23 protein-coding genes and 1 pseudogene are annotated in these 23,748 nt (G+C 71.8%); 12 read left to right on the forward strand and 12 right to left on the reverse strand.

The window, feature by feature from the left end:
- Positions 1-401 precede the first annotated feature (401 nt).
- The 4 genes from ACIGDI_RS20410 to ACIGDI_RS20425 all read left to right on the forward strand — a co-directional run bounded on the left by ACIGDI_RS20410 (position 402) and on the right by ACIGDI_RS20425 (position 6,137).
- Positions 402-4,373, forward strand: a complete 3,972-nt coding sequence (locus tag ACIGDI_RS20410; RefSeq protein WP_399898881.1) for a SpoIIE family protein phosphatase — start codon at positions 402-404, stop codon at positions 4,371-4,373.
- Positions 4,370-4,672 carry an STAS domain-containing protein gene (locus ACIGDI_RS20415; RefSeq protein WP_399898377.1) on the forward strand — a complete coding sequence of 101 codons (303 nt, stop codon included), beginning with the start codon at positions 4,370-4,372 and terminating at the stop codon, positions 4,670-4,672. The genes ACIGDI_RS20410 and ACIGDI_RS20415 overlap by 4 nt, the downstream gene beginning before the upstream one ends.
- A gap of 167 nt (positions 4,673-4,839) precedes the next feature.
- A complete protein-coding gene (locus ACIGDI_RS20420; RefSeq protein WP_399898379.1) occupies positions 4,840-5,727 on the forward strand; it encodes an MEDS domain-containing protein in 888 nt (295 codons plus the stop codon).
- Positions 5,721-6,137: an ATP-binding protein gene (locus tag ACIGDI_RS20425; protein ID WP_399898381.1), complete on the forward strand. Its 417-nt coding sequence runs from the start codon at positions 5,721-5,723 to the stop codon at positions 6,135-6,137. The genes ACIGDI_RS20420 and ACIGDI_RS20425 overlap by 7 nt, the downstream gene beginning before the upstream one ends.
- Before the next feature lie 30 nt (positions 6,138-6,167).
- Here ACIGDI_RS20425 and ACIGDI_RS20430 read toward each other — a convergent pair whose 3' ends face one another.
- The 4 genes from ACIGDI_RS20430 to ACIGDI_RS20445 all read right to left on the reverse strand — a co-directional run bounded on the left by ACIGDI_RS20430 (position 6,168) and on the right by ACIGDI_RS20445 (position 11,739).
- Complete coding sequence (locus ACIGDI_RS20430; RefSeq protein WP_399898383.1) at positions 6,168-8,186, reverse strand: S9 family peptidase; 2,019 nt, start codon at positions 8,184-8,186, stop codon at positions 6,168-6,170.
- Positions 8,159-9,943 carry an N-acetylglutaminylglutamine amidotransferase gene (locus tag ACIGDI_RS20435; protein WP_399898385.1) on the reverse strand — a complete coding sequence of 595 codons (1,785 nt, stop codon included), beginning with the start codon at positions 9,941-9,943 and terminating at the stop codon, positions 8,159-8,161. Before ACIGDI_RS20435 ends, ACIGDI_RS20430 begins: the two co-directional genes overlap by 28 nt.
- A gap of 159 nt (positions 9,944-10,102) precedes the next feature.
- Positions 10,103-11,281 (reverse strand): glutamate--cysteine ligase, encoded by a 1,179-nt coding sequence (locus ACIGDI_RS20440; RefSeq protein WP_399898883.1) that lies wholly within the window; start codon positions 11,279-11,281, stop codon positions 10,103-10,105.
- A gap of 209 nt (positions 11,282-11,490) precedes the next feature.
- Positions 11,491-11,739, reverse strand: coding sequence for a DUF5133 domain-containing protein (locus tag ACIGDI_RS20445; RefSeq protein ID WP_399898387.1), 249 nt, complete (start codon positions 11,737-11,739; stop codon positions 11,491-11,493).
- A gap of 423 nt (positions 11,740-12,162) precedes the next feature.
- Here ACIGDI_RS20445 and ACIGDI_RS20450 point away from each other — a divergent pair, with 423 nt between their 5' ends.
- Positions 12,163-13,014 (forward strand): SigB/SigF/SigG family RNA polymerase sigma factor, encoded by an 852-nt coding sequence (locus ACIGDI_RS20450; protein WP_399898389.1) that lies wholly within the window; start codon positions 12,163-12,165, stop codon positions 13,012-13,014.
- Between the two features lie 22 nt (positions 13,015-13,036).
- Here ACIGDI_RS20450 and ACIGDI_RS20455 read toward each other — a convergent pair whose 3' ends face one another.
- Positions 13,037-13,750, reverse strand: coding sequence for a VOC family protein (locus tag ACIGDI_RS20455; protein ID WP_399898391.1), 714 nt, complete (start codon positions 13,748-13,750; stop codon positions 13,037-13,039).
- 235 nt (positions 13,751-13,985) lie between these two features.
- Here ACIGDI_RS20455 and ACIGDI_RS20460 point away from each other — a divergent pair, with 235 nt between their 5' ends.
- The 6 genes and pseudogenes from ACIGDI_RS20460 to ACIGDI_RS20485 all read left to right on the forward strand — a co-directional run bounded on the left by ACIGDI_RS20460 (position 13,986) and on the right by ACIGDI_RS20485 (position 17,631).
- Complete coding sequence (locus ACIGDI_RS20460) at positions 13,986-14,546, forward strand: quercetin 2,3-dioxygenase (RefSeq protein ID WP_399898393.1); 561 nt, start codon at positions 13,986-13,988, stop codon at positions 14,544-14,546.
- A 167-nt stretch (positions 14,547-14,713) separates the two neighbouring features.
- Positions 14,714-14,821: pseudogene (locus tag ACIGDI_RS20465) on the forward strand (alpha/beta hydrolase); the annotation flags it as partial.
- Between the two features lie 44 nt (positions 14,822-14,865).
- Positions 14,866-15,315, forward strand: a complete 450-nt coding sequence (locus ACIGDI_RS20470) for an alpha/beta hydrolase family protein (protein WP_399898395.1) — start codon at positions 14,866-14,868, stop codon at positions 15,313-15,315.
- Between the two features lie 82 nt (positions 15,316-15,397).
- Positions 15,398-15,841 (forward strand): MarR family winged helix-turn-helix transcriptional regulator, encoded by a 444-nt coding sequence (locus ACIGDI_RS20475; RefSeq protein ID WP_399898397.1) that lies wholly within the window; start codon positions 15,398-15,400, stop codon positions 15,839-15,841.
- 159 nt (positions 15,842-16,000) lie between these two features.
- On the forward strand, positions 16,001-16,933 hold the full coding sequence (locus ACIGDI_RS20480) for a hypothetical protein (RefSeq protein ID WP_399898399.1): 933 nt from the start codon (positions 16,001-16,003) through the stop codon (positions 16,931-16,933).
- A 116-nt stretch (positions 16,934-17,049) separates the two neighbouring features.
- Positions 17,050-17,631 (forward strand): DUF4383 domain-containing protein, encoded by a 582-nt coding sequence (locus ACIGDI_RS20485; protein ID WP_399898401.1) that lies wholly within the window; start codon positions 17,050-17,052, stop codon positions 17,629-17,631.
- An 81-nt stretch (positions 17,632-17,712) separates the two neighbouring features.
- On the opposite strand, the gene ACIGDI_RS20490 is transcribed toward ACIGDI_RS20485, so the two are convergent.
- Positions 17,713-18,732: a MerR family transcriptional regulator gene (locus tag ACIGDI_RS20490; protein WP_399898403.1), complete on the reverse strand. Its 1,020-nt coding sequence runs from the start codon at positions 18,730-18,732 to the stop codon at positions 17,713-17,715.
- 34 nt (positions 18,733-18,766) lie between these two features.
- Positions 18,767-19,234, reverse strand: a complete 468-nt coding sequence (locus ACIGDI_RS20495; RefSeq protein ID WP_399898405.1) for an SRPBCC family protein — start codon at positions 19,232-19,234, stop codon at positions 18,767-18,769.
- 269 nt (positions 19,235-19,503) lie between these two features.
- On the opposite strand from ACIGDI_RS20495, the gene ACIGDI_RS20500 reads away from it, so the two are divergent.
- Positions 19,504-20,103, forward strand: a complete 600-nt coding sequence (locus ACIGDI_RS20500; RefSeq protein WP_399898407.1) for a lytic transglycosylase domain-containing protein — start codon at positions 19,504-19,506, stop codon at positions 20,101-20,103.
- 49 nt (positions 20,104-20,152) lie between these two features.
- On the opposite strand, the gene ACIGDI_RS20505 is transcribed toward ACIGDI_RS20500, so the two are convergent.
- The 5 genes from ACIGDI_RS20505 to ACIGDI_RS20525 form a co-directional block, all read right to left on the reverse strand.
- Positions 20,153-20,692 carry a cysteine hydrolase family protein gene (locus ACIGDI_RS20505; protein WP_399898886.1) on the reverse strand — a complete coding sequence of 180 codons (540 nt, stop codon included), beginning with the start codon at positions 20,690-20,692 and terminating at the stop codon, positions 20,153-20,155.
- Positions 20,693-20,845: 153 nt separating this feature from the next.
- The gene (locus ACIGDI_RS20510) at positions 20,846-21,235 is read right to left on the reverse strand and encodes a VOC family protein (RefSeq protein WP_399898409.1); all 390 of its coding nucleotides are present in this window, start codon (positions 21,233-21,235) and stop codon (positions 20,846-20,848) included.
- Between the two features lie 47 nt (positions 21,236-21,282).
- A complete protein-coding gene (locus tag ACIGDI_RS20515; RefSeq protein ID WP_399898411.1) occupies positions 21,283-21,855 on the reverse strand; it encodes a transcriptional regulator in 573 nt (190 codons plus the stop codon).
- The gene (locus ACIGDI_RS20520; RefSeq protein ID WP_399898413.1) at positions 21,848-23,407 is read right to left on the reverse strand and encodes a helix-turn-helix domain-containing protein; all 1,560 of its coding nucleotides are present in this window, start codon (positions 23,405-23,407) and stop codon (positions 21,848-21,850) included. The genes ACIGDI_RS20515 and ACIGDI_RS20520 overlap by 8 nt, the downstream gene beginning before the upstream one ends.
- A complete protein-coding gene (locus tag ACIGDI_RS20525; protein WP_272178496.1) occupies positions 23,407-23,715 on the reverse strand; it encodes a helix-turn-helix transcriptional regulator in 309 nt (102 codons plus the stop codon). The genes ACIGDI_RS20520 and ACIGDI_RS20525 overlap by 1 nt, the downstream gene beginning before the upstream one ends.
- Positions 23,716-23,748: the final 33 nt, after the last annotated feature.

A 23,748-nucleotide genomic window follows, 5' to 3' on the forward strand; every position in this document is an offset into this window, starting at 1 on the left:
GGCTCCCCCGTGAAGGTGGGAATCGCCGGGGTGGGGCACCCCCGGCCCGCCCCGGAGGACGGCAACCGCCCCAATCGCACATCTGCGTGCCCCCGGCTGCATCCGTAACCTGGGCAGCGGTGGAATATCCCTCGACAGGGGAAAGCTGGGACAGTGCACGGCCGGCTTTCCGCCGGCTCTCGGATCAGAAGCAGGAATCGGTGGGGCACCCGGAGAGAGACAACGACCTGAGCGGCAGCGACCAGAGTGGCGCGGCCTGGAGCGAGGCCTTCGCCGCCGATCCGGACCTGGGGGCGGACCTCGCCGCCGTCGACTGGGCGGCCACTCCCCTGGGCCCGCCCGAGGACTGGCCGCAGAGTCTGCGGACAGCGGTGCGCATCCTGCTGTCGTCGCGGTTCTCCATGTGGATGGCCTGGGGTCCCGACCTCACCTTCTTCTGCAACGCCGCGTACCGCCGCAACACCCTGGGGCGCAAATACCCTTGGGCACTGGGCCGTCCGGCGAGCGAGGTGTGGTCGGAGATCTGGTCCGACGTGGGCCCCCGTATCGAGCACGTCCTGGCCTCGGGCGAAGCCACCTGGGACGAGGGCCTGTTGCTCTTCCTGGAGCGCTCCGGCTACCGGGAGGAGACCTACCACACGTTCTCGTACAGCCCTCTGCACGACGACGGCGGCACGGTGGTGGGCATGCTCTGCGTGGTCAGCGAGGACACCGAGCGCGTCATCGGGGCGCGCAGGATGGCCACGCTGCGTGACCTGGGCTCCGACCCCACCGTCGTGCGGACGGAGAGCGAGACGCTGGCGTTCTTCGGCCGCCAGCTCGAACGCAACCTCGCCGACCTGCCCTTCACCCTCACCTACCTCCTGCGGGAGGACGGCGCGCACCTGAGCCGCACCACGGGCATCTCGCCGGGGCATCCGGCGGCACCGCCGCTGCTGTCCCCCGAGCAGCCCGCCGCCCCCTGGCCGTGGGCCGATCTCGCCGACGGCACACCGGTGCTGGTACCGCTCGACGCCGACGTCGTCGCCGGTCTGCCGGCCGGCGACTGGCCCGAACCGCCCCGGCAGGCCCTGCTGATGCCGCTATTGCAACCCGGCGGCTCACCGCACGGCTTCTTCGTCGCCGCGCTGAACCGCTATCGCGCCCTCGACGAGGGCTACCGGGGGTTCCTGGAACTGGTCGCCGGACACCTCGCCGCGGGCATCGGCTCCGCCCGCAGCTACCGCGACCAGCAGCGGCGGGCGGAGGAACTGGCCGAGCTCGACCGGGCCAAGACGACGTTCTTCTCCAACATCAGTCACGAGTTCCGCACCCCCCTCGCGCTGATCTCCGGGCCGGTGCAGGAGCTGAAGGAACAGCTCGCCGAGGCGCCCGCGCGGGTCCGGGAGGAACTGGAGGCGATCCACCGCAACGCGCTGCGGCTGGGAAAACTCGTCAACACCCTCCTGGACTTCTCCCGCATCGAGGCCGGCCGTATGCAGGCCTCCTACGAGCCGGTCGACCTGGCCGCCGTGACCGCCGAGCTGACCAGCGTCTTCCGCTCCGCGATCGACCGGGCCGGCCTCACCCTCACCGTCGACTGCCCGCCGCTGGACCGCCCCGTCCACGTCGACCGCGACATGTGGGAGAAGGTGATCCTGAACCTGCTGAGCAATGCGCTGAAGTTCACCTTCGACGGATCGATCCGCGTCACGGTCCGGGCCGAGGACGACCGGGCGGTGGTGACCGTGCAGGACACCGGCGTCGGCATCCCCGCACACGAACTGCCCCGGCTGTTCGAACGCTTCCACCGCATCGGCGGTGTCCGCGCGCGCTCGCACGAAGGCAGTGGCATCGGCCTGGCCCTCGTACGGGAACTCGTCGCGCTGCACGGCGGCACCATCACGGCGGACAGCAGCCCGGAACGCGGTACGTGCTTCACCGTCCGGTTGCCCTTCGGGTCCGCGCACCTGCCCGCCGACGCCGTGCGCACCTCGTCCCAGGCCCGGGCCGCGTCGACCACGGCCGTCCCGTTCGTCCAGGAGGCGCTGCGCTGGCTGCCGGCCGACACCGGCACGACCGTGCGGGACAAGGCCGGCACCGGCACCGCCGCCTCGGAGTCCGGGACCAGGGCACCGGTGCGGGCGCGGGTCCTGGTCGCCGACGACAACACCGACATGCGCGAGTACCTCGTGCGCATCCTCGACGGTGCCGGCTACGAGACCGACGCCGTGAGCGACGGCCGGGCGGCGCTCTGCGCCGCCCGCTCCCACCCGCCGGACCTGATCGTCAGCGACGTGATGATGCCGATGATGGACGGACTGAGCCTGGTCCGTTCCCTGCGCTCGGACACCAGGACCGCCTCGGTGCCCGTCCTGCTGCTGTCCGCCCGCGCCGGCCAGGAGGCGGCCATCGAAGGACTGACCGCGGGCGCGGACGACTACCTCGTCAAACCGTTCGCCGCGGCCGAGTTGCTGGCCCGGGTGCGGGCCAACGTCGAACTCGCCCATCTGCGCACCCACCACGTGCGCTGGCGTACCGCCCTGGTCGACTCCCTGCAGGAAGCGCTGCTCGTCATGGACGAGAACGGCGTGGTGCTGGAGACCAACACCGCGTTCACCACCCTGCTCGGCCACGGTTCCGCGATCCTGCCGTGCGAGCCGCCCCATCCCTGGTGGCCGGATGGCGCGGCCGACCCGGAGGCCCGTCGGACCGTGGCCGACGCCTTCGCCGACCTGCTGCGTCAGGGACAGGGCAACCACACCCTTCCCCTCACCCACCGGGACGGGCGCCGCCTGTGGATCAGGGCGGCCTTCAACGGCGCCCACGACCCGGACACCGGCCGGCGGATGCTCGTCGGCACTTTCCGCGACATCACCGCCGAGCGCTACGCCGCCCAACGCGAGAGCGCCCTGGCCGCCCTCAGCACCAGCCTGGCGCAGACCGCCGGCCTGCACGAAGCACTCACGACGGCTCTCGACCAGTTCCAGCAGTTGTGGCAGGCCGAGTACGTCCTCACGGCACTGTTCACCGCGGACGTGGCACCCGCACTGACCGCCACCGGCCCGCTGTCCTGGAAGGACCTCCCCGCGCAACAGCAGGAGGCCATCACGAAACTGCAGCACCATCCCCCGCTCACGCCGGTGTGCGAGGGCACCGGCGCGGGTGTCCTGCTGGAGCACCCCGACGGCCCGCTGGCCATGTGGATCGAACTGGGCGCCGCCCGCCGCTTCAGCGGCCAGGACGAACTGCTGCTCGCGCTGCTGGCCGGCCACCTAGCCCAGGCTCTGGCCCGCAACCACCAGATCGACCAGCAGCGCGACACCGCGCTCACCCTGCAACGCGCCATCCTCGGGCCCTCCCAACTGCCCGCCGGCTTCGCCGCGCGCTACGAACCCGCCACTCCGCCGCTGGAGATCGGCGGCGACTGGTACGACGTCATCACCCTCCCGGACGACCGCACCGGCATCGTGGTCGGCGACTGCGTCGGGCGGGGCCTGGATGCGGCCACCGTCATGGGCCAACTGCGCAGTGCCTGCCGTGCGTTGTTCCTGCAGGACGCCAGCCCCGCGCGCACGCTCATGGCGCTCGACCACTTCGCCGGCGGCATCCCGGGCGCCTTCTGCACCACCGTCTTCTGCGGAGTGCTCGACCCGCACACCGGAACCCTCACCTACTCCAGCGCCGGGCACCCGCCGAGTGTGCTCGCCCTTCCCGACGGCACCACGCGCCTGCTGGAGGACGGCCGCGGGTTGCCGCTGGCCGTCCGACCGGACCGGGAACGCTCCGACAGCGTCTGCCGACTGCCCGCCCGGTCCACCCTGCTGCTGTACACCGACGGGCTCGTCGAACGCCGCCACCAGGTGCTCGACCAGGGCATCGAGGTGGCGGGCGAGGCCCTGCAGACCGGCCGTGACCTGCCTCCCTCGGAGCTGGCGGACCACGTCATGGCCGCTCTGGCTCCCACGGGCGGGTACGAGGACGACGTGGCCCTGCTGCTCTACCGCCATCCGGCACCCCTGCGGATCGCCTTTCCCGCGGAGTCCGGTCAGCTCGCCATCGCGCGCCACGCCCTGCGCGACTGGCTCACCCGCTGCGAACTGCCCGTGCGGACCGCTCTGGACGTCCTCATCGCCACCGGCGAGGCCTGCGCCAACGCCGTCGAGCACGCCCACCGCGACAACCCGGGCGGCACCATCCGGCTGAGCGCCGAGATCTTCACCGACCGCGTGCACGTGACCGTCGCCGACAGCGGACGGTGGAAGCCCGGCGAACCGGACGCCTCCTCCCTGCGCGGCCGAGGCATCGGTATCATGCACGCCCTGTCCAGCCATGTGACCGTCACGCCCGGCCCGTCGGGCACCAGCGTCGAGATGCATACGAGGATCCCGTGACGTCTGAGCAGCTGACACTCGCCCAAGGACGAACCTCCGACGGAACCGCCCTGTTGACGGTCACGGGTGAGATCGACATGAGCAACAGCGGCCGTCTCGCCGACGCGCTCGACCGCCTGCCGGGGCACGTCGTCCTCGACCTGACCGGCGTGGATTACCTCGACAGCGCCGGCCTCAACGTGCTGTTCGCCCGCGCCGAGCGCATCGAGGTGATCGCCGCCGCGCTGCTGCGGCCGCTGCTCACGGTCTCCGGCCTCGCCGACCTGGTCCCGGTGCGGCTCGCCCCGGACGGCCGGTAGGGGCTCGCCCGAGGCAGTCGGAAGCGATCACCAAGTGGGCGGCTGTGCGCAGACGATGCCCTTCGGAAGGCACATGCGTTCATGGCGGGGGGTGGAGGCGGCGCGGGCGGCTACGGTGTGGTGCCACGCAGCTACGGAGTGCGGCCGCCACCAGAGGGGACGCTGCGATGCACGACAGGCAGACGGGCTGTGCCGGCCTCATTCCGGTGCAGCGGCTCAGGCCCGGCGACCACGCCTTCGTGGGCTACGGCGTCGGGGAGTCGCGCTGGCAGGTGCTCACCGCGTACGTCTGGCTGGGCCTCGCCCGGCACGAGAAGGTGATGGTCCTCGCCGACCCCGACGTGCCCCAGCGGGAGGTCCTCACCCGCCTGGACACGTACGGCCCGCAGGCCGCCGCAGCGAGGGCGCGCGGGCAGCTCGTGCTCAGCAGCATGCGGGAGGTGATCCGTCCCGATCTCGCCTTCACCATGGACCGGCAGACGGCACGGCTGACGGAGGAGACCGCTCGGGCCCTGCGTGAGGGGTACACCGGCCTGCGCGCGTTCATCGACATGCGCTGGGTGCCGGACCTGGGTGCCGACGTCGCGGGGGTCGTGCACCGGGAGACCCATGTGGAGCACCTGTTCGCAGGCCGCGCCTACACGGAGGTCTGTGCCTACGACCGGGACTGGTTCGCCCCCGAGGTGGTGGAGGCCATGCATGACGCCCATCCCCGCCGCCTCCACGACTACCTGGGGGTCCTGCTGTCGATCCCCGACGAGGACGCGGTGCGGTTCGCCGGCGACGCCGATCTGACCACTCTCGACCAGTTCCGGACGGCCCTCACCGAGGGGCTGGCGCAGAGCGCCGACCGCGGCCATCTGGTACTCGACCTCACACACCTGCACTTCCTCGGCCTGCACTGCGCTTTCGACCTGCTGCGCCAGGTCCAACTGGCCACCGATCACAAGCGGATCGAGATCCGCTGCTCGGCCCTCCACGCCGGAATCCTGCGCAAACTCGGCGCGGCGTCCGTGCCCCGGCTCACGCTGAGCGAGGTGCGGGTCGGATGCTGAACTTCTCCGAGGAATCCGTCGACCGGGCGGACGAGACCTTGCTGGAGCAGCCGTTCACGGCGGACTGCCTGGCTCTGCTGCGGGCCCTCGTCGAGAGCACGGCGGCCAAGGAGGGGGTCGACGACGACCGGCTGGGCGAATTCGTTCTGGCGGTCGACGAGATCGCCTGCAACGCCGTCGAACACGCCGGTGGCAGCGGCCATCTGGTGCTCCGGCGCGTCGACGGCGCGCTGGAGTGCCTGATCTCCGACACAGGTCCGGGGTTCACGCCCGAACTTCCCGAGGCTCCACCGGACTTGGACAGCACGGGCGGTCGGGGACTGTGGCTGGCCCGGCTGCTCACCGACCGGCTCACGATCACCACGGGGGCCGCGGGAGCGGTTGTGACCCTGCTCATGTACCTGCCCTGAACAGTCTTCGTGGCCGAGCGGGCGCATGCGTCACCCCAGGTGCCGCTGCATCCAGTCCGCGGCGGTCCGCCGGAACAGGCGCCTGTTGTCCGCGCGCAGGAACTCGTGGCCCTCGTCGCGCAGGGTGAGCAGTTCGGCCGGGACTCCGCGTTCGCGCGCTGCCCGTACGAACTGCTCCGACTCCCCGGGTGGCACGTTGGTGTCGTGCTCGCCGTGGACGGCGAGCAGCGGGACGCGCAGCGCGTCGATGCGGGTCATCGGGGACAGGGAGCGCAGCAACTCGCGGTCGTGGACCGGATGTCCGTACTTGTGCGCCGCCGACTCAGCGATCCACGGCTCGGTGCCGGCGAAGAAGGTCAGGAGGTCGGACATGCCGCAGACGGCCACGCCGGTACGGAACAGGCCCGGGTGCCACACGAGCGACGCGAACGTCAGATAGCCGCCGTAGGAGCGGCCCATGACCGCCAGCCGGGTCGGGTCGGCGAGACCCGCGGTGACGGCGTGGGCGGCGCAGTCCGCCACGTCGTCCAGGGCGGCGAAACGGCCGGTGCCCAGGTCTGCGTCGACGAACGACCTGCCGTGTCCCGAGGAGCCGCGGACGTCGGGCGCGAAGACGTCCAGTCCACGGCCGAGGAGTTCGTGGTACAGCGGGTTGAACACCGGGCGTTCCTGCTCCTCGGGGCCGCCGTGCAGGTGGATCACACAGGGCGCCGGCTCGCCTTGGGCGCGTCCCGGTGCCCTGTAGTACCAGCCGCTCAGGGGCAACCCGTCCCTCGCCGTCAGGTGCAGGGGGACGGGCCGTACGGGCGGACGGTCCGGCGGGACGGCGTCCTCGTCGCGGGAGGACCAGGGGGTGCGCAGCAGGGACACTCCTTCGTGGGCCCACCACACGCCGGGGCGGCGCCGTGAGCCGGACAGTGCGAGCAGCAGCCGGCCCGCCCCGGCCGGCACGGCACGGGTGACGACCTCGTGCGGCAGGGGCACCGGCCGCGCCGGTCCGGTGGTGTCCGCGGCCGATCGCGCCGCGGTCGTTTCGAGGAGTTCGAGTTCGCTCGCACCCTGCACGTTCCAGACCAGGACGGCCGTACGGCCGTCCTGTGCCATCGACAGCAGTTCCAGTCCGCTGCCCGGGCGTTGGGCCGCGGGTGTGGCGGCGCGCGGCGTGCCGTCCGCGTCGAGTTCGAGGGCGTACAGCGCCGCGAACTCACGGTCGGCGTCGGTGCGCAGCCACAGTGTCCGCCCGTCGTGCGAGAAGCGGCCGATCCACGGATCACCGTCGGCCACCGGCATGGTGCAGGTGGTGGCCGAGTCGGCCGTCCGCCGGACGACCGCTTCCCGTCGGCCGCGAGGCCCCCGGCGCAGCAGGGCGAGCGTGCCGTCGAAGCTGAGGTCGCACACACGCAGGGTGGCGGCATCGGCCTCGGTGGCCAGCAGGGCGGCAGACGCCAGACCGTCGGGGTCGAGCAGATAGGCCGACAGTCCGTCGCCGGCCCGGGGCGCCGGCCCGTCGAGAGAGGTCGCGGGGCCGCCGGGCGAACCGTCCCCGGACGTGCGCACCGCGGGCACGGCGACCGTGACCGCCACGGCCGATCCGTCGCGCGCCCAGCAGCCGAGGTAGGCGGAGGTGTCCGGATCCGCCCCGGCGAGGATGCGGCGGCCGGTGCCGTCGGGCCGCACGCACAGCACCCGTGAGTGCTCGCCGCCGCCGGGCGCGGCGGTGTACGCGATCCAGCGGCCGTCCGGTGACCAGGAGACCTCCGTGACGGGGTCCGGGGACGCGTCGAGCAGCCGGACCTCGTCTCCCTGGACCGGCCCAGCCCACAGCTGGGGGACGCCTCCGCGGTCGCAGATGAAGGCCGCCTCGGTGCCGTCGGGGCTCGCGGAGGGATACCAGCAGCCGTGGGCGCGCAGCCGGGTGACGGCGTCTCGCGGGCCCACCGCCTCGGGCAGGGGCACCGCGACGGGGGCGGTGCCGGTGCCGAGGGGCACCGCCCGGGCGGTGCTCGTGGCCGACCGGCCGGTCACTTGATGCCGTGCGTCTGGAGCCATATCTCCAGCAAAGCTACCTGCCACAGGGCGTTGGCTCCGCGTTTGGTCCGGTGCTCGTCGGGCGCGGCGAGGAGTTCGGTCGCGTACGACTCCTGGAACAGTCCGCGTGCCTTGGCCTCGGGTGCCTCGAGCGCGTCACGCACCCGCTCCAGGACCGGTCCCGCCATGTGGCGGATCGCCGGCACGGGGAAGTACCCCTTGGGGCGGTCCACGACTTCGCGGGGCAGCAGCTTGCGTCCGACCTCCTTGAGGACGCCCTTGCCGCCGTCGGCGAGTTTGAGTTCCGGCGGGCAGGCCGCGGCCAGTTCCACCAGTTCGTGGTCCAGGAAGGGCACCCGCGCCTCCAGCCCCCACGCCATGGTCATGTTGTCGACGCGCTTGACGGGGTCGTCGACGAGCATGACGTGCGTGTCGAGCCGCAGTGCCGCGTCCAGGGCGGTCTGCGCACCCGGGTGTGCCATGTGCTCCGTCACGAAGCGGCCCGAGACGTCCTGCGACGGCAGCATGTGCGGCTGCAGGATCCGGGCGAGGTCGGCGTGCGGGCGGTCGAAGTAGGTCTCGGCGTACCGTTCCGGCTCGTCCTCGCGCGCGACCTCGGCGAGCTGCGGGTACCAGTGGTATCCGGCGAACACCTCGTCGGCGCCCTGCCCGCTCTGCACGACCTTCACCTCCCGCGAGACCTGCTCGGACAGCAGGTGGAAGGCGACCACGTCGTGACTGATCATCGGTTCGCTCATCGCGGCGACCGTGTCGTCCAGCGCCGCCGACACGCGGGCGGAGGGAACCGTCGTCCGGCGGTGGTCCGTCGCGAACTCGCGGGCGACCAGGTCCGAGTACCGGAACTCGTCGCCCTCCTCCCCGCCCTCGGCCTCGAAGCCGACGCTGAACGTCATCAGGTCGCGCTGGCCCTCCTCGGCCAGCAGCGCGACGATCAGGCTGGAGTCCAGGCCGCCGGAGAGCAGCACGCCGACGGGAACGTCAGCCACCATCCGGCGGCGCACGGCCGTACGCAGCGCCTCCAGCACCGCGTCGCGCCATTCGTCGGCGCTCATGCCCGCGTACTCGGGCCGGCGCGTGTACGACGGCTGCCAGTAGCGGTGATCCCGATGGCTGCCGTCCGGCTCGACGATCCGTACGGTGGCCGGGGGCAGCTTGCGCACGCCGTTGAGGACGGTGCGGGGCGCCGCGACGGTGGCGTGCCAGCTCAGGTACTGGTGGACGGCCACCGGGTCGAGGGAGGTGTCGACGTCGCCGGCGGCGAGGAGCGCGGGCAGCGAGGAGGCGAACCGCAGCCTGTCCGGTGCCGGGGCGAGATAGAGCGGCTTGATGCCCAGCCGGTCGCGGGCCAGTACGAGGCGTCCGGTGCGGTGCTCGACCAGGGCGAAGGCGAACATGCCGTGGAAGTGCTCGACGCAGGCGGTGCCCCACTGCCGGTAGGCCTTCAGCACCACCTCAGTGTCGGACGTGGACACGAAGCGGTGGCCCAGGCCGCGGAGTTCCTCACGCAGCGCCCGGTAGTTGTAGACGCAGCCGTTGAAGACGCCGGTGATCTCCCCGTCGGCGTCGGTCATCGGCTGGGCCCCCAGGTCGGACAGGTCGATGATCTTCAGCCGCCGGTGGGCGAGGGCCACGGCGCCTCGCGTCCAGGTCCCGTGCCCGTCGGGACCGCGGGCGGCCAGTCGGTCGCTCATGCGCTCCACGGCGGCGAGGTCGGGTCGTCGTCCGTCGAAGCGGATCTCCCCGCTCAGACCGCACACGGTGCGTCACCTCCCCTCCGCTCGGTGACGGCCGTGGGCCGGAACGGGCGGGCCGGGCCGCGGCCGCACCTGCCGGTCGCGGCCCGGGCGGTATGGCTGGGCATGACGAAACCTCCGTGGGGTGTCGGGAAAGGACGGACCCGTGGGCCGGGCCGCGGCTCAGCGGCCGACGGCCTCGGGCGCTCCGGAAGCGGAGCCTGCCGGGCCCGGGAGGGAGAACGGGATCCTCTTGCCGCCGGGCGGTGTCCTTCTGCGGTCCCGGCGCTCGCCGCGGGTCTCGGCGATCAGCATGTCGGTGCAGGCCAGCAGGTCCTCTTCCTGGGCGGTTCGGCGTATGCGCCGAGCGGCGTCGCCTTCCGCGAGCGCCGACGCCGCCAGCGCGCTGACGGTCTGCCAGTCCCCGCGGGCCTCGAGCGCCGGACGCAGGCGGGCGAGCAGCTTGCGTACGACCTCCCCGGCAGGGGCCTCCCCCCGGGTCTCGGGATCCACGAGGGTGCCGCCCAGGCCCGACCTGGCGGCCCGCCAGGTCGCACCGCGCACCCACTCGTGGCGGCCGTCGCACGGCGCCGCGCCGGCCGCCCGGCGTTCGAGGGCGTCGGTCACCAGGGCACGGTAGAGGCCGGCGATGAGCACGACCGTCTCCACACGGGGACAGGCGTCGCAGATGCGCAGCTCCAGCGTCTGCAGGTGCGCGGAGGGCCGGATGTCGTAGTAGATCATCCCGGCGTCGCTGATGACTCCGCTGCGGACGAGTCCGTCGACGGCGGCGTCGTATTCGGCCGCGCCGGAGAAGCAGCCCACCGGGCCCGCGGTGGGCCACCGCTGCCACAGCAGCGTGCGCCAGCTCGCGTAGCCGGTGTCGGACCCCTGCCAGAACGGCGAGCTGGCCGACAGCGCCAGCAGGACGGGCAGCCACGGCGAGATCAGGCACATGATGCCCACGGCCGTGTCCCGGTCGGGCACGTCCACGTGGACCTGGGCGCCGCAGATGAGCTGTTCGTCGGCGACCTGCCGGTACTCCTCGACCATGTGGTGGTAACGGGGGTCGGCGGTGGGGTGGCCGGAGGCGGCGGGTGCGAGGGGGGCGGTGCCGGCGGCCACGACGGCCAGCCCCAGTGAGGCGGCGGCCGTGTCGAGGCGCCGTCTGGTCCCTGCCAGATCGGCGTACAGGTCGTCCAGGGAGTCGTGCACCCCGCTGTTCGACTCGACGGTGGACTGGTGCATCTCCGCGGTGAACTTCCGCTGGGGAAGCCGTCGCAGTACCTGGTCGGCGCGCGGCACGAGCAGTCCGCTCTCCACCTCCAGGATGTGGAACTCCTCCTCGACTCCCATGCGAATGTTCACGGCACTCCTTGAGGTGTTGCTCGAACGTCGGCGCGTCCGGGACGTGCGTCCCGGGCGGGGCGCGGTGGCCTTCAGGTCCTCCAAGTGCCCAGAGCCCGGACAAATAGGCACAACCTTGCCCGTCTGAAGCGACTTCTTCTCAGATGAGCAGAACCCGGCCGCGCCGACGACACCCAGCGGTGGAGACCGCGGACAGTCCCCGCCTATGCCGCCAGCGTCTTGTCCTGCTGGTCCGGCGTCTGCCGATCCGTGGCGGTGTAGCGGTCGAGGAGGGCGCGGGCCGCGGAGACGGCCTGCTCGGCGGTACGGGAGGCGGTCATGACGCAGAGCGTGTACGTGGCGTCCTCCAGCGCACGGCTCGTCCGTCCGGACGGATGCACATCGTGCGCGATGCGCGCCTCTTCGAAACGGGCCAGCACAGCACGCAGATCCTTCTCGGCCGGAAGCAGCATGACGATTCCCTCTCCCCACAGGACACGACTCTCACAACACGGCCGACGCGGCCGCGGGTCAGGCCGCGTGAGGCAGGAGGTACACCCCGTGCACCGCACTCAGCGGCCCTGAGCGATCTTCTGGTGCCCCGCGCCGGTGGATCCACACCTGCCAGGACGCTCATGTCGCGAGGGCCGCCGCCGCCGACGGGACCGCGAGGACGAATCGACACACGTTCCGCGATCGGAGTGTTTGCTGCCGCGACCGGCGGGCAACCGGAATCACACGCTTCGGACCGGAGGCGCACGCCGGGTGGACCCGCCTTCCGAGCCACCACACGGCTCGGCAGCTCACCTCGGCGAACCCTGACTGCTGCCATACCGTCGGGCGGCCTGGTCCACGACCTCCAGGTCCGCCCCAGATCGTTCGGGGAGCCACAACGCATGCTCATCGACATGTCGACAAGCCGTCCCGGCACGCCCACGACGACCACCGCTGCCCCCACCGCGCAGCGCGCCCATGACGACGCTCCCGACACCGCGGCGCCCTTCGCCCGGCTCGCGGAGCTCGAGGAGGGCCCCGAACGCGACGCCCTGCGCGACGAACTCGTCGAGGCCTGGCTGCCCATGGCCCGCCGGATCGCCGGCCGCTTCCGCGACCGGGGGGAGAACATCGAGGACCTGCGTCAGGTGGCCGCGCTCGGCCTGGTGAAGGCCGTAGACCGCTACGACCCCTCGCGCGGAGCTTTCGAGAGCTACGCCGTACCGACCATCACCGGTGAGATCAAGCGCCACTTCCGCGACCGGATGTGGGCCCTTCGGGTGCCGCGCCGGGTGCAGGAGCTGCGCAACAAGGTCCGGGTGGCGCGCCGCGAGCTGACCCAGGCGCCGGGCAGCCACGAACCCACCGTCGCGGACCTCGCCGCCCACACCGGCCTCACCGAGGAAGAGGTCTCCGCGGGCATGGAGGCGATGGACAGCTTCAAGACCCTGTCCCTCGACGTCGAGATGTCCTCCGACGGCGACGGCTACAGCTTCGCCGACACCTTCGGTACGACGGAGGCCTCCTACGACGTGGTGCTCGACCGGGAGGCCGTCAAGGAAGGCCTGCGCCGACTGCCCGAACGGGAGCGGGCGATCCTGTACATGCGCTTCTTCGAGGACATGACCCAGAGCAGCATCGCCAGCCGGCTGGGCATCTCCCAGATGCACGTGTCGCGACTGATCACTCGCAGCTGCGCCCTCGTCCGCGAACAGGCACTCGGCCGACGCTCGGGCGGCGGTTCGACGAGGTGACACCGGTGTCGGGCGATCGGCCTCACCCGTCGGCGAGCACGCGGAACTCGTTGCCGTCCGGGTCGGCCAGCAGTATCGCGCCGCTCGGGTCGTGAGCGGAGTCCAGACGCTTCGCCCCCAGGGAGAGCAGGCGCTCGACCTCCGCCTGCCGGTCTCCGTCCGGCGCGAGATCGAGGTGCAGGTCCTTGCCGGGGTCCGGCATCAGGGGCGGACCGCCCCACGTGAGCTTGGTACCGCCCTTCGGTGACTGGACGGCCGTTTCCTCGTCCTGGTCCCAGACCAGCGGCCAGCCGAGCGCCTCGCTCCAGAAGTACCCCACGGTCTGCGAGCCGTCGCAGGCGAGCGCTCCGATGAAGCCGCAGCCGGCGAGGAAACGGTTGCCCGGCTCCAGTACGCAGAACTCGTTGCCCTCGGGGTCGGCGAGCACCACATGGGCCGCGTCCGGGCCCTGCCCGACGTCCGCGTGCCGCGCCCCGAGGCCGAGCGCCCTGGCCACGGTCTCTTGCTGGTCCTCCGACGATGAGCTGGTCAGGTCGAAGTGCAGCCGGTTCTGGGCGACTTTGCGCGCCTGCGAGGACCGGAAGCCGAGCCGGTAGCCGGCGTCGTTCCCGGACAGCAGCGCGACGCCGTCAGGGAGGTCGTCGGCTCTGTCCAGGCCCAGGAGGCCGGACCAGAACTGCGCCAGCCGATCGGGCTGATGCGCGTCGAAAGAGATCGCGAAGAGGCGGCTGCTCATAACGTCACGGGCCCCCGGTGTCGAGTTCCAGCCGTCGGTAGGGCGCCGTAACGACGCCCGGAACGGCGATCCTATGGACGAACCGGTCTCGATCGCAGCCGAATTTCGTGCGTGGAGGTGCCGGGTCCCGCGAGGGCCGGCGCGGCTCCCGGGAGACGGATCTCACCCAGGCCTCTCCCACACCCTCAATGTCAGGTAGCCTGACATGCCTCCCCGACCAAGCCGGAGGTCCCGCATGACCATCGAGTACGCCACCAGATACCGCACCCGCTCGCTCATCCCGCCCGAGCCCGGCAAGCCGTACTTCATCGAGAAGGGCCAGGGCGACCGCGCCCACCTCTTCGGTGATCTGTTCACGGTCTACGCGGGCGGCGAGCAGACGGAGAACACCTTCAACTTCTTCACCTGCGAGGGCCCCAAGGGAGACATCATCCCGGCGCACTCCCACCCTGACACCTACGAGGTCTTCTACGTCACCCAGGGCGCGGTACGCCTCTTCGTGGAGGACCTGGAGGGTGAGCAGTACGAGAAGCTGCTCAGCCCCGGCGACTTCGGCTTCGTACCGAAGAACTGCCCCCACGCCTACCGCATGGAACGCCACCACACCCAGATCGTCGGGGTGGCCGCCGGGCCGGGCGGCACGTTCGAGCGCTTCTTCGAGAACCTCGGCACGCCCACCGACGAACTCAGCCTGCCCGCACGGCCGTTCGTGCCGGAGGGAAGCAAGTTCGCGACCGTGCCGGCCGAGTACGACGTGCGCTTCCTGCCGGGCCACGAGTGGCGTACGGGAGGCTGACATGCCGTACCTGAAGGCACCGGCGGCCGGAGTGCTCATGGGCGCGCTGTACGTGGTGGTCCGGGTCAAGTCGCCCGCGCCGCCGCCCGTCTGGCGCCTGGCGAACCGGGCTGCGCGACGACCTCGGCCCCCGTTTCCGGCACTGGCGGCCCGGCCCCTTCTCCCGGCTGGTCCGCGCCGGCTTCGCCGTCGCCTGCCCGGGGTACCGACTCAGCGGCGAGGTCACCCACCCCGGCCAACTCGACGACCTGCGTGCGGCGTTGACGTGGGTGCGCGCCAGGTCCGCCGAACTCCGGCTGGATTCCGACCGTACCGTCGTGTGGGGCGAGTCGGCCAGCATCTCGCGGCACTCCTCGCCCTCACCGCCGCCGACCTCCCCGTCCGCGGATGCGTCACCTGGTACGCGCCGACCGACCTCGCCCGTCTCTCCGAGGACCAAGGAGCGTACGACGCGACCGACCCCGGCACCTTCGAAGCCCTGCTGCTCGGCGGCGCGCTCGCCGACCTCCCGGAGCGTGCCCGCGACGCCAGTCCGGTCAGCCGTGTCACGCCGGGCGCGCCGCCCTTCCTCGTCCTGCACGGCACCGACGACGTGATCGTTCCGCCCGCCCAGGACGAGCGGCTCGTCAGCGCGCTGCACCAGGCCGGTGCGGACGCGGAACTCGTCTCCGTGCGGGGCGGTGATCACCTGTGGGTGGGGATCGCGGACGCCGAGGTGGAGCGGTGCTTCACCGCGAGCGTCGACTTCGCCGCGCGGTGCGTCGGCTGAACGGGCCGGCCACGGACCGACGAGGGGGCCGGGCACGGCGGCAGGGGATAATCCCGTCTGTCACCGACCCCCTGAAGGAGCCATGAGCCACCGCACGGCCAATCTGCCCCAGCTGTTCGCCGAATCCCGGCGCTGGTTCGAGGACGCCCTCTTCGCCAGCATGGAAGCGGCCGGGGAACAGCCGGTGACCTCCACCCAGGCGTCGGTGTTCGCGCTGCTCGACGACGAGGGCACGACCGTGTCGGAGCTCGCCCGCCGCATCGGCGTCACCCGGCAGACGGCCCATCAGGTGGTGCACGCCCTGATCGGCGTGCACCTGCTCGAACAGGTCCCCGACCCGGGCTCCGCGCGCCGGATCCTCATCCGCACCACGGCCGAGGGCCGGCGGGTCCACGAGCGGGCCCAGGCCACCATCGCGGTCATAGAGTCCGTCCTGGCCGAGCGCATCGGCGCCGCGGCCGTCGACGCGTTGCGGCAGACTCTGACCGCCGACTGGGGCGAGCCTCCGCTCATCGCCGCCCCCTGACACCCGACCGCGGCACCCGGACCGGGGTGTTCGGCCCGGGGTGTTCGGCCCTCCACCTCGGTCATGGAATTCGGAGTCGGCGCATCCGGTGGCGCGGCTCGTCGCGAATGCCCGGTATCACGGGTTCGCAGGGGAACTCTCCGCGCATCAGGAGGCTTCATGCTGGACAGGGCAGTGCACGAGGTGGCCTTGGCCGAGGAACCCGTCGCCGCGGCCCACCGCATTTCACGAGAGCAGGACGCCGAGGGCTCGGGTGAGCCGCTGACATGGCGCAGTCTGCGGCTCGAGACGATGGCCTGCATGCTGGTGATGACGTTGCGCCGGCGGGGGGACCGCTTCTTCGAGGCGCAGTGCCAATGGCCGCGGCTGCACCCTCTCAACGAGCGCGCCACCGCCGTGTCGCACCACCCGCTGATCATCGTCGAGTCCACCCGCCAGCTCGCCACGGCCGTGCAGAACCGGTACCTGCGCCCCGGCCAGGAGCCACTGCTCGAAGCGGTGTCGGTGAACCTGGGGCTGCACGCGGGCACGCAGCCCATCGAGAGCGGAAGCGCCACGCGGGTGTCGGTTCGGGTGATGTTGAGCGACCTCGTGCTTCAGGCAGGCGCCCTCACCTCCTTTCGCGTCACCGCCGAATACCTGCACGCGGGGCAACCGTTCGCGACGTGTGCCATCAGGTTCGCTTCGGCGCCCGCGGAGACGGGACCGCTCGCCCTCGCGCCGGGTTCCACGCTGCTGCACCCCGCCGCGGCCGCGGTGGGTGCGGTCTCCGAGCCCGACGTACTGCTCGCCCGCGGCCCTCAGGGCCGGCTGGTGATCGTCCCGCGCGACCCCGCCCATCCCGTCCTGCTGCCGGGCCGCCCGGCCGGCCTGCCCGCCCTGGCCGTGCTGGAAGCGGGCCGGCAGGCCGTCCTGCTGTCCTCCGGCATGACGGCTCGCGCGGTGGCGGGTCTGTACGTCGACCTCAGCTCGCCGGTACCCGTCCGGGGGGCCGCCGTGGACGTCGTACCGGATCACATGGGAGCCCGCTTCGCCGTGACGGCCGCCGGACAGGTCGCGGCGACCGGTGCCGTGACCTTGCTGGGGCCGTGACGGACGAGCGTGCAACCGTAGGGCCGATTTGTCACGAATAGTGCACGAGCAGCCGTCACCGAGTGCTGCTCCGCGGAACGCCACAGCGCGTTGCGCGGACCGGGAAAGGATTCGCCATGAAACTGAGCGACGAGCTCCCCCTGGATCACAGACTGGCCAAGGTCTACCGGTACGGTGCCGCCTTCTGCGGGCTGACCCTGCTGGTCTTCGGTGTCCTCGGGTTCGCCGACGAACTGAGCCCGTTCAGCACCGACGGGCAGAGCATCGCCGGCATGTCGACCAACGGTGTGCTCAGCCTGATCTCCGTCGTCGTGGGGTTGGCCCTGATCGGTGGCGGCATCGTCGGCGGGAACTTCGCGTCGACGCTCAACATGGTGGTCGGGACGCTGTTCCTGCTGAGCGGCTTCGTCCACATCTTCATCCTCGACCGCTCGGCCAACTTCCTCGACTTCGGCATGACCAACGTCCTGTTCAGCTTCATCATGGGTCTGATCATCCTGACGTTCGGCATGTACGGGCGGGTCTCGAGCAAGCTGCCGCACGACAATCCGTACTGGCGTCGCAGGCACGCCCGCGAGGCGGCCCGTGAGGCGCTCGCGGCCCGCCGCCGCGAGCGCGGCCAGGGTCCGGCACTGCCTTCGGGCGGGGCGGCGGGTCAACGGGAGCTCGCCGGCACGAGCGCACAGCGCGAGGAGTAGGACGGATTGTTCCGGCGGGAACACGGTGGCCCTCGGGCTCGGCGACAGCCGGCGAGGGCCACCATTGGGTCAGGGCGTCGTTCACAGCCCTTCGAGCATGACCAGTGCGTCTCGCAGGCCGCGCGGACGCAGCAGGCCGGGACGCTGCCCGCGCCCCCAGCCGGGGCCCGCGAGCAGCACATGGCTCTGCGTGCGCGCACCCCGGATGCCCCACCGGGTGGAGGCGACATGGTGGGCCAACGGCAGGCTCGCCGTCGAACCGGACTGCGACCACAGGACCACCGCACTCGGCCCGACGCGCTGCACGGCGGCCGTCAGCGCATCCGCCGGTACGGCGCTGCCCAGCATGAGCGTCGCGACGCCACGCTCCGCCAGTGCGGCGTTGAGGGCCTCCAGCGGCAGCGTGTGCTGCTCACCCGGCACACAGGCCAGGATCACGGGAGCGGCCTTCCACTCCCTCTGCCCGGGCGCGGCGGCCACACAGACATGCCGGATCGTCGCCGAGATGTGCCAGGACAGCAGATGCTCGACCTCCACGTACCGCTCGCCGGCCGACTGCCATTTGCGCCCGACGGCCTGCAGCGCCGGGGACAGGATCTCCTCCCAGGTCACCACCAGCCCGTAGGCGCGGATCACCGCGGTGAGCTGCTCCTGTACGGCGACGGCGTCCAGGCGGACGGCGGCGCGTGCGAGGCCCTTGCATTCGTGCCGCACGTTTCCCAGCGGCAGGCCGCTGCCGGACCGCGAGGCGGGAACGGGCTCCATGATGTCCGCCGGGACGGCCACGACATGGTTCGGCGGGCGCGACGGTGCCACGGGGACGGGCTGCGGCTGGGGCCGGCCCGTCTGGGCCTTCGCCGCCTTCGCCGCCTCCCCCGGCGGAATCCCGGCGGCCGTCAGACGGCACATCTCGACGACCATGGCGACGTCTTCGGGCGTCCAGCGCCGGTGGCGTCCCTGCGCCCTGGTCGCCGGGCCCAGACCGTACCTGCGGTCCCAGGAGCGCAGCGTCGTGGGCGACACGCCCAGACGTCTGGCGAGGGAACCGGTGGTCACCCCGGCCGACGGCGGCAGGTCCGCTTCGGGTTCGCTCACGTCCATCGGCGCGTCCCGGCGGGTACGGTCCGGGCGCCGTTCACCGCGGGTGCCTTCCCTCGGTTTCCGGGGCGCCCAGCGCACGGTCGACGGCTCGGGGCAGCTGCTCGGACACCTCGTCGGCAAGCCGTTGGAACTCCCGCTTGAGCAGCGGTTCGGCAAGGCGGGCCAGTCGGTTGAAGTCGAGGCGTGCCCGGTAGGTCAGCCGCGTCCTGCTTCCCTCTTCCTCGAAGCGCATGTCGTCGGTGGACGTGACCGTCTTGTTGCGGCCCACGAAGGTCAGGTGCCGGGCGTCGTGACGGACCAGCCGGTAGCGCAGCTCGGTGCGGCGCCCCCGGAACTCCGACACGTTGTGCCATTCCGACCCCACGGCCGGCTCTCCACCACCGATGCGACGGCAGGAGACCGTTCCCGGGTCCCATGTCTCGGTGTTCGAGAAGTCCGCCAGGAAGCGGACGACGTCGGCCAACGGGTGATCCAACGTCACAGCACGCTCGACTTCGATCACAAGGGCCTCCGCTTCGGTGTCCGAACGCCGATCTGGGTTCAGGTCTCGGCAGCTTCTGTTCTGGAGCAGACCGGTGGACGGATGCACGAAGAGGCACGCCGGTTGTACGGGGGCGGTCGACAGCATGCCGTTCGTACGGCGCGGCGGCCCGGGGCGGGGAGGAAGAACGGCCGACTCCGGAATGAGTGCGGGCCGCGGGGGCACGCGCACTGCGGAATCGTTCACGGTCTGCCGCCCCACCGGGGGCCGGCGAGAAAACGAGGGTGGGGATGGCTGAACCGTCGACGGCGGTGCCGCGGCCGGGGTCGGACGGGCCCGATGGCGGTGATGTCCGGACGCCGCCGTTGCGGCCCGGTCACTACGACCCGGCGGACTATGCCGACAGCGTGGTGCGCAGCGCCGAGGCGGCGGGGGTGTCGCCCCTACTCATGCTGACCGTGCTGTACAACGAGGCGTACAAGCCGCACCATCCGCTGCTGGAACGGTTGTGGCAGTGGTGGAAGCCGGGGGCGTCCTTCGGCGTGGCCAACATGCACCGCGCGACGTTCGAGCGGGTCCGGCGCGCGCACGGCCTGTCGGAGCGGTGGCAGGACCTTCGTGACGATCCCGCGTTCGCCATCCGTGCCGCGGCACTGCATCTCGCGGACCTCGACCGAGGCCTTCCCGCACGGCATGTGCGCCGCTACACCCGCGAGGAGCTGCTGGCCCTCGGCTACAACGCGGGGCAACGCAACATGCGGGCGTTCGCCCGGGGAGTGCCGCCGGGCCCCACGGCGCGGTCCTACCTGCGTCGTTTCCGTTCGTACCGCCACCGAGCGGCGGCGGTACTGGCGGGCGACGGCGACCGGCGCGACGACACGGGGTCCTGACCCACCGGGCTGACGCCCCGCCCCGGCACCCCCGGCCGGCAGCGCCTGTTCAGCCGCGCCACAGATCGTCGCCGTCGCACACCGTGGCGCCCATGTTCCGCTCCATCATGCGCAGCGCGGCTTCGGCGAGGTCGTTGTGGATGTGGGCCACGGCGTCACGGGGGACGGTCACCTCCAGGTGGCGGATGTGTGCGTCCAGGGCCGAGTAGAGGATGCACTGCTCGGTGACCTGTCCGCACAGCACCACATGGTCGATGCCCTGCTGGGAGAGCAGGTAGTTCAGGGGCGTCTCGAAGAAGATCGAGTGGCGTGCCTTGACCACGAAGAGGGAGCTGTCGTCGGGCACGAGCGGTTCGACCAGCTTCGCGTGCGGGCCGGCCAGGGCCTGCTCCAGGAGTTCGCCGTGGTGCGAGCGCCATTCGCCGAAGTTGTCGTTGACGTAGATGACGGTCGCCTCCTGCTCACGCGCCCGCTCCAGGAGCGAGGCCACCCTCGGCACGACGTCCGTCACCGAGGGAAGCAGCAGGTCGGCATCGTCGTGGTCGTAGGTGTTGATCATGTCGACGACGATCAGCGCAGTCTGGCCCATACCTTGCAGAGTGCCCCACCGGAGCAGGTCATGCAGGTCCGGGTCGTCCGGGTGCGAGCCGGGGTCGACGGCGGTCATGGCCGCCTCGACGATGCCGCCGACGAGCAGCGGGGCGTTGATCTTCGGCAAGAGTGGCTGCCCGGTGCGCGAGGTCTAGGTCGAGGCGGGGCGCACGAAGAGGCAGAAGGGGTGGCCGGCCGGGTCCAGCAGGACGCGTACGTCGTCCTGGGGCTGGAAGTCCGCCACGGTCCCGCCCAGGGCGACGGCTTGCTCCACGGCCGATGACAGGTCGTCGACCTCGATGTCCAGGTGCATCATCATCTGCTGCCCGGAGCGGGCCGACGGCCATTGCGGGGGTGTGAAGAGCGGTTCGGTCTGGAAGGAGAGTCCGGCACCGCCGTCGGGCGGTGCGATCTCCACCCAGCCCGCCTCTTCCTTCCGCACGGGCCACCCGAGCAGTCGCTCGTAGAACCGCGCGAGCTCGCGGGCGTCCGGTGCGTCGAGGGTGGTGGCGGCCAGTGTGAAACGCGGTCGGGGTCTCATGCGGTACTGCTGCCCGCTTTCGCCGCTCCCCCGGCCGATCCTGAAGCTCAGGCGGCGAAGCCGACGTTGGTGACGTACTCGTACTGGCCCCATTGGGAGCCGAGGTCGACGACCTGGTCGACCCAGGCCTCGTCCAGCTCCCGGTCGTCGCCGGCGGCCCAGGCGGCGACGATGCGGTCCCAGCGGCGCACATTCAGGGTGCGGAACTCCACGACGCGCTGGCGGGGCCGGTCGACGCCGGACTGGTTGACGGGGTGGATCTCCACGCGCGTGCCGCGGCCGGCGCGGTTGAGGCGGGCGGTCAGGTAGCGGGCGACGTTCTCGCGCCGCACAGTGCGGTACGCCCGCTCGATGCGCTCCACGTTGCGCGTCGAGGGCGAGCGGATGCCCTCCAGCCAGGCGCGCAGGGTGCGGTCGGTGACCGTCAGGCCTGCGGCCCGGGCCGCGGCGCGGGCGTGGTCGGTGCGGGTGAGGTAGTGCAGGCGGGCCAGCAGACCTCGTCGGACGGTGACGGGCGTGGCGATGTAGCCGGCGAGCGCGTCCAGTTGCCGGGCCACGGCCTCATGACCCTTGATGCCACGGGCGCCGTACTTGCCGAACTCGAGGTTCCGCTCAGGCATCGTCTCTTCCGTCCTCGGTGTGTGGATCACTGTACGGGTCGGCTCCGACGACGTAGACGTCCTTGACCTTCACCTCGGTCAGGCCGCGTCCCTCCGCGAACACGGCCTGCCAGTCGCCGATGACGTGCAGTTCGTCGGTGCCCATCGCACGAACCACCATCAGGCCCTCGTCGTAGGCGCGGTGGGCCTTCCACCACAGGTTCGCGAAGGCCTGAGAGCGGACGAGGTGCATCCAGTCGGTGCGGTACAGCTCCCGGTTGTAGTTCGACTCCCCCAGCGTGGAGACGAACTTCGAGTACATCGCCTTGACGTATTCGAGCGTCACCTCGTCGCCCTCGGCGATCGCCGCGTCCCGGGCGTCCTTCAAGATGACCCGGAACTTCTCCAGCAGCCCCTCGGTGGCGCCCGACGTCCAGGACTCGTGGATCTCCGGCGGATCGCAGAGGCCGTATTTCGGGCCCGACAGGCGCAGCAGCAGGCGCAGGGTCGGCTCGGTCACCCACAGCGGGCCCGGCTCGTCGCGACTGCCGACCGGGTTGGGCAGCACCGCGTCGTGCTCCCAGACGGGCGGGGTGATCAGGTGGACGCCCGCGCGACGCCGGTCGTGCCGGTCGCCGATCGAGTGCTCCAACTGGCCGATCGGCAGGTGGGTCTTCAGCGCGGAGAGGTAGGCGCCGTTGATGTCGAGGGCGGTCACCTCGTGCTCGCCGGGCGGCAGTTCGGGGCGGGTCCACTTGGGGCGGGCCTCCCAGATCTGGTCGGCGCCCCGGGAGGTCTGCTTCCGCAGGATGTCGGGCAGCCAGGGGTGGGCGATGACGTCGTAGCGGCCGCCCTTGCGGCTGTGGTCCAGCAGTGCCATCGCGTCCGGGATCGCCCGTTTGACCAGCGCCGCGGTGGCGGCTTCCACGTCGCCGGAGTGTTCGGCGAGCGCGGCCGCGACGGCCGAGGCGATCAGGTCGGGGGTGTCCGCGGGCTGCACACGGCGTCCAGCGGGCACGATCCGCACCCCTCCGGCGGGCCGTCCGCCGGGGCGGGGACGAGCAGCGGAGGTGGTCGGGGTCTGCTCGGCACGCGGGGTGGGCGGGGCCGCGGCGGTCACGGCCGCGGCACATTCGGCGGGGTCGAGGTGCTGCGGATATCCGGCCACCTCGTGGTGGGCCGGCTGCCCGCACAGCACACACGGCCGCGCGACGGCGAGCACGTCGACATCGTCGTCCGGGGCGACACCCTGGCCGGCGTCCCCCGAGACGTCCTCCTCCGGCTCCCGGGCCGGATCGTCCTCGGCTGCGGCTGCGGCTGCGGCTGCGGCTGCCTCCAGCTTGGTCCGTGCTCCCTCCAGGAAGTACGCGTATTTCTCCCGCACTTCACCGCTCGGGTCGCGCCCCGACTCCCAGCCCCCGACCGTGGAGGGGCTGACCCCCAGCGCCTGGGCGAGTTGGGCGCGTGAGAGGTTCAGCTCCTCACGCAGGGCCCGTCGCTCCTCCGCCGGGGGCAGCGGGACCGCTTTCCCGGCGCGGGCGAGCAGCTCGTCGATCGCCTCGAAGTCACCCATCACACATCCCCGTCCGCTACGGCCGCAGGACGCACGGTGGTCTGCCGGCCTGGGACGCGACGGCGTCCGGCGGGCAACGCCTCCGCGGCGCGGGTGGGCCCTGCCAGGAGGTCGAGGACGTCGATGCCGTAGTGCGCGGCGACCACCTCGCAGTCGGCCAGACTCCATGCGGCCGCACCCGACTGACGCCGACTCACCTGCGCCTGGCTCACTCCCAGCGCGCCCGCGAGCTCGGTCTGGGACTCGCCCGCCGCATGCAGAAGAGCCGCCACAGCGGACCGCACCCGCTCTTCCAGGCTCATGCTCATGACGCCGAGCCTATCGCTCATCCCTCATATTTC

The sequence above is a fragment of the Streptomyces sp. NPDC085900 genome, from assembly GCF_044540925.1.
GTDB lineage: Bacteria > Actinomycetota > Actinomycetes > Streptomycetales > Streptomycetaceae > Streptomyces > Streptomyces gilvifuscus.

Excerpts from the sequence above, each read along its gene's own strand:
- ACIGDI_RS20480 (WP_399898399.1), top strand. The coding sequence starts at position 16,001 with ATGCTGGACAGGGCAGTGCACGAGGTGGCCTTGGCCGAGGAACCCGTC.
- ACIGDI_RS20450 (WP_399898389.1), top strand. The coding sequence starts at position 12,163 with ATGCTCATCGACATGTCGACAAGCCGTCCCGGCACGCCCACGACGACC.
- ACIGDI_RS20515 (WP_399898411.1), bottom strand. The coding sequence starts at position 21,855 with ATGCCTGAGCGGAACCTCGAGTTCGGCAAGTACGGCGCCCGTGGCATC.
- ACIGDI_RS20425 (WP_399898381.1), top strand. The coding sequence starts at position 5,721 with ATGCTGAACTTCTCCGAGGAATCCGTCGACCGGGCGGACGAGACCTTG.
- ACIGDI_RS20445 (WP_399898387.1), bottom strand. The coding sequence starts at position 11,739 with ATGCTGCTTCCGGCCGAGAAGGATCTGCGTGCTGTGCTGGCCCGTTTC.
- ACIGDI_RS20485 (WP_399898401.1), top strand. The coding sequence starts at position 17,050 with ATGAAACTGAGCGACGAGCTCCCCCTGGATCACAGACTGGCCAAGGTC.
- ACIGDI_RS20410 (WP_399898881.1), top strand. The coding sequence starts at position 402 with ATGTGGATGGCCTGGGGTCCCGACCTCACCTTCTTCTGCAACGCCGCG.
- ACIGDI_RS20500 (WP_399898407.1), top strand. The coding sequence starts at position 19,504 with ATGGCTGAACCGTCGACGGCGGTGCCGCGGCCGGGGTCGGACGGGCCC.
- ACIGDI_RS20420 (WP_399898379.1), top strand. The coding sequence starts at position 4,840 with ATGCACGACAGGCAGACGGGCTGTGCCGGCCTCATTCCGGTGCAGCGG.
- ACIGDI_RS20460 (WP_399898393.1), top strand. The coding sequence starts at position 13,986 with ATGACCATCGAGTACGCCACCAGATACCGCACCCGCTCGCTCATCCCG.
- ACIGDI_RS20505 (WP_399898886.1), bottom strand. The coding sequence starts at position 20,692 with ATGGGCCAGACTGCGCTGATCGTCGTCGACATGATCAACACCTACGAC.
- ACIGDI_RS20490 (WP_399898403.1), bottom strand. The coding sequence starts at position 18,732 with ATGGACGTGAGCGAACCCGAAGCGGACCTGCCGCCGTCGGCCGGGGTG.
- ACIGDI_RS20475 (WP_399898397.1), top strand. The coding sequence starts at position 15,398 with ATGAGCCACCGCACGGCCAATCTGCCCCAGCTGTTCGCCGAATCCCGG.
- ACIGDI_RS20525 (WP_272178496.1), bottom strand. The coding sequence starts at position 23,715 with ATGAGCATGAGCCTGGAAGAGCGGGTGCGGTCCGCTGTGGCGGCTCTT.
- ACIGDI_RS20455 (WP_399898391.1), bottom strand. The coding sequence starts at position 13,750 with ATGAGCAGCCGCCTCTTCGCGATCTCTTTCGACGCGCATCAGCCCGAT.
- ACIGDI_RS20430 (WP_399898383.1), bottom strand. The coding sequence starts at position 8,186 with ATGGCTCCAGACGCACGGCATCAAGTGACCGGCCGGTCGGCCACGAGC.
- ACIGDI_RS20510 (WP_399898409.1), bottom strand. The coding sequence starts at position 21,235 with ATGAGACCCCGACCGCGTTTCACACTGGCCGCCACCACCCTCGACGCA.
- ACIGDI_RS20520 (WP_399898413.1), bottom strand. The coding sequence starts at position 23,407 with ATGGGTGACTTCGAGGCGATCGACGAGCTGCTCGCCCGCGCCGGGAAA.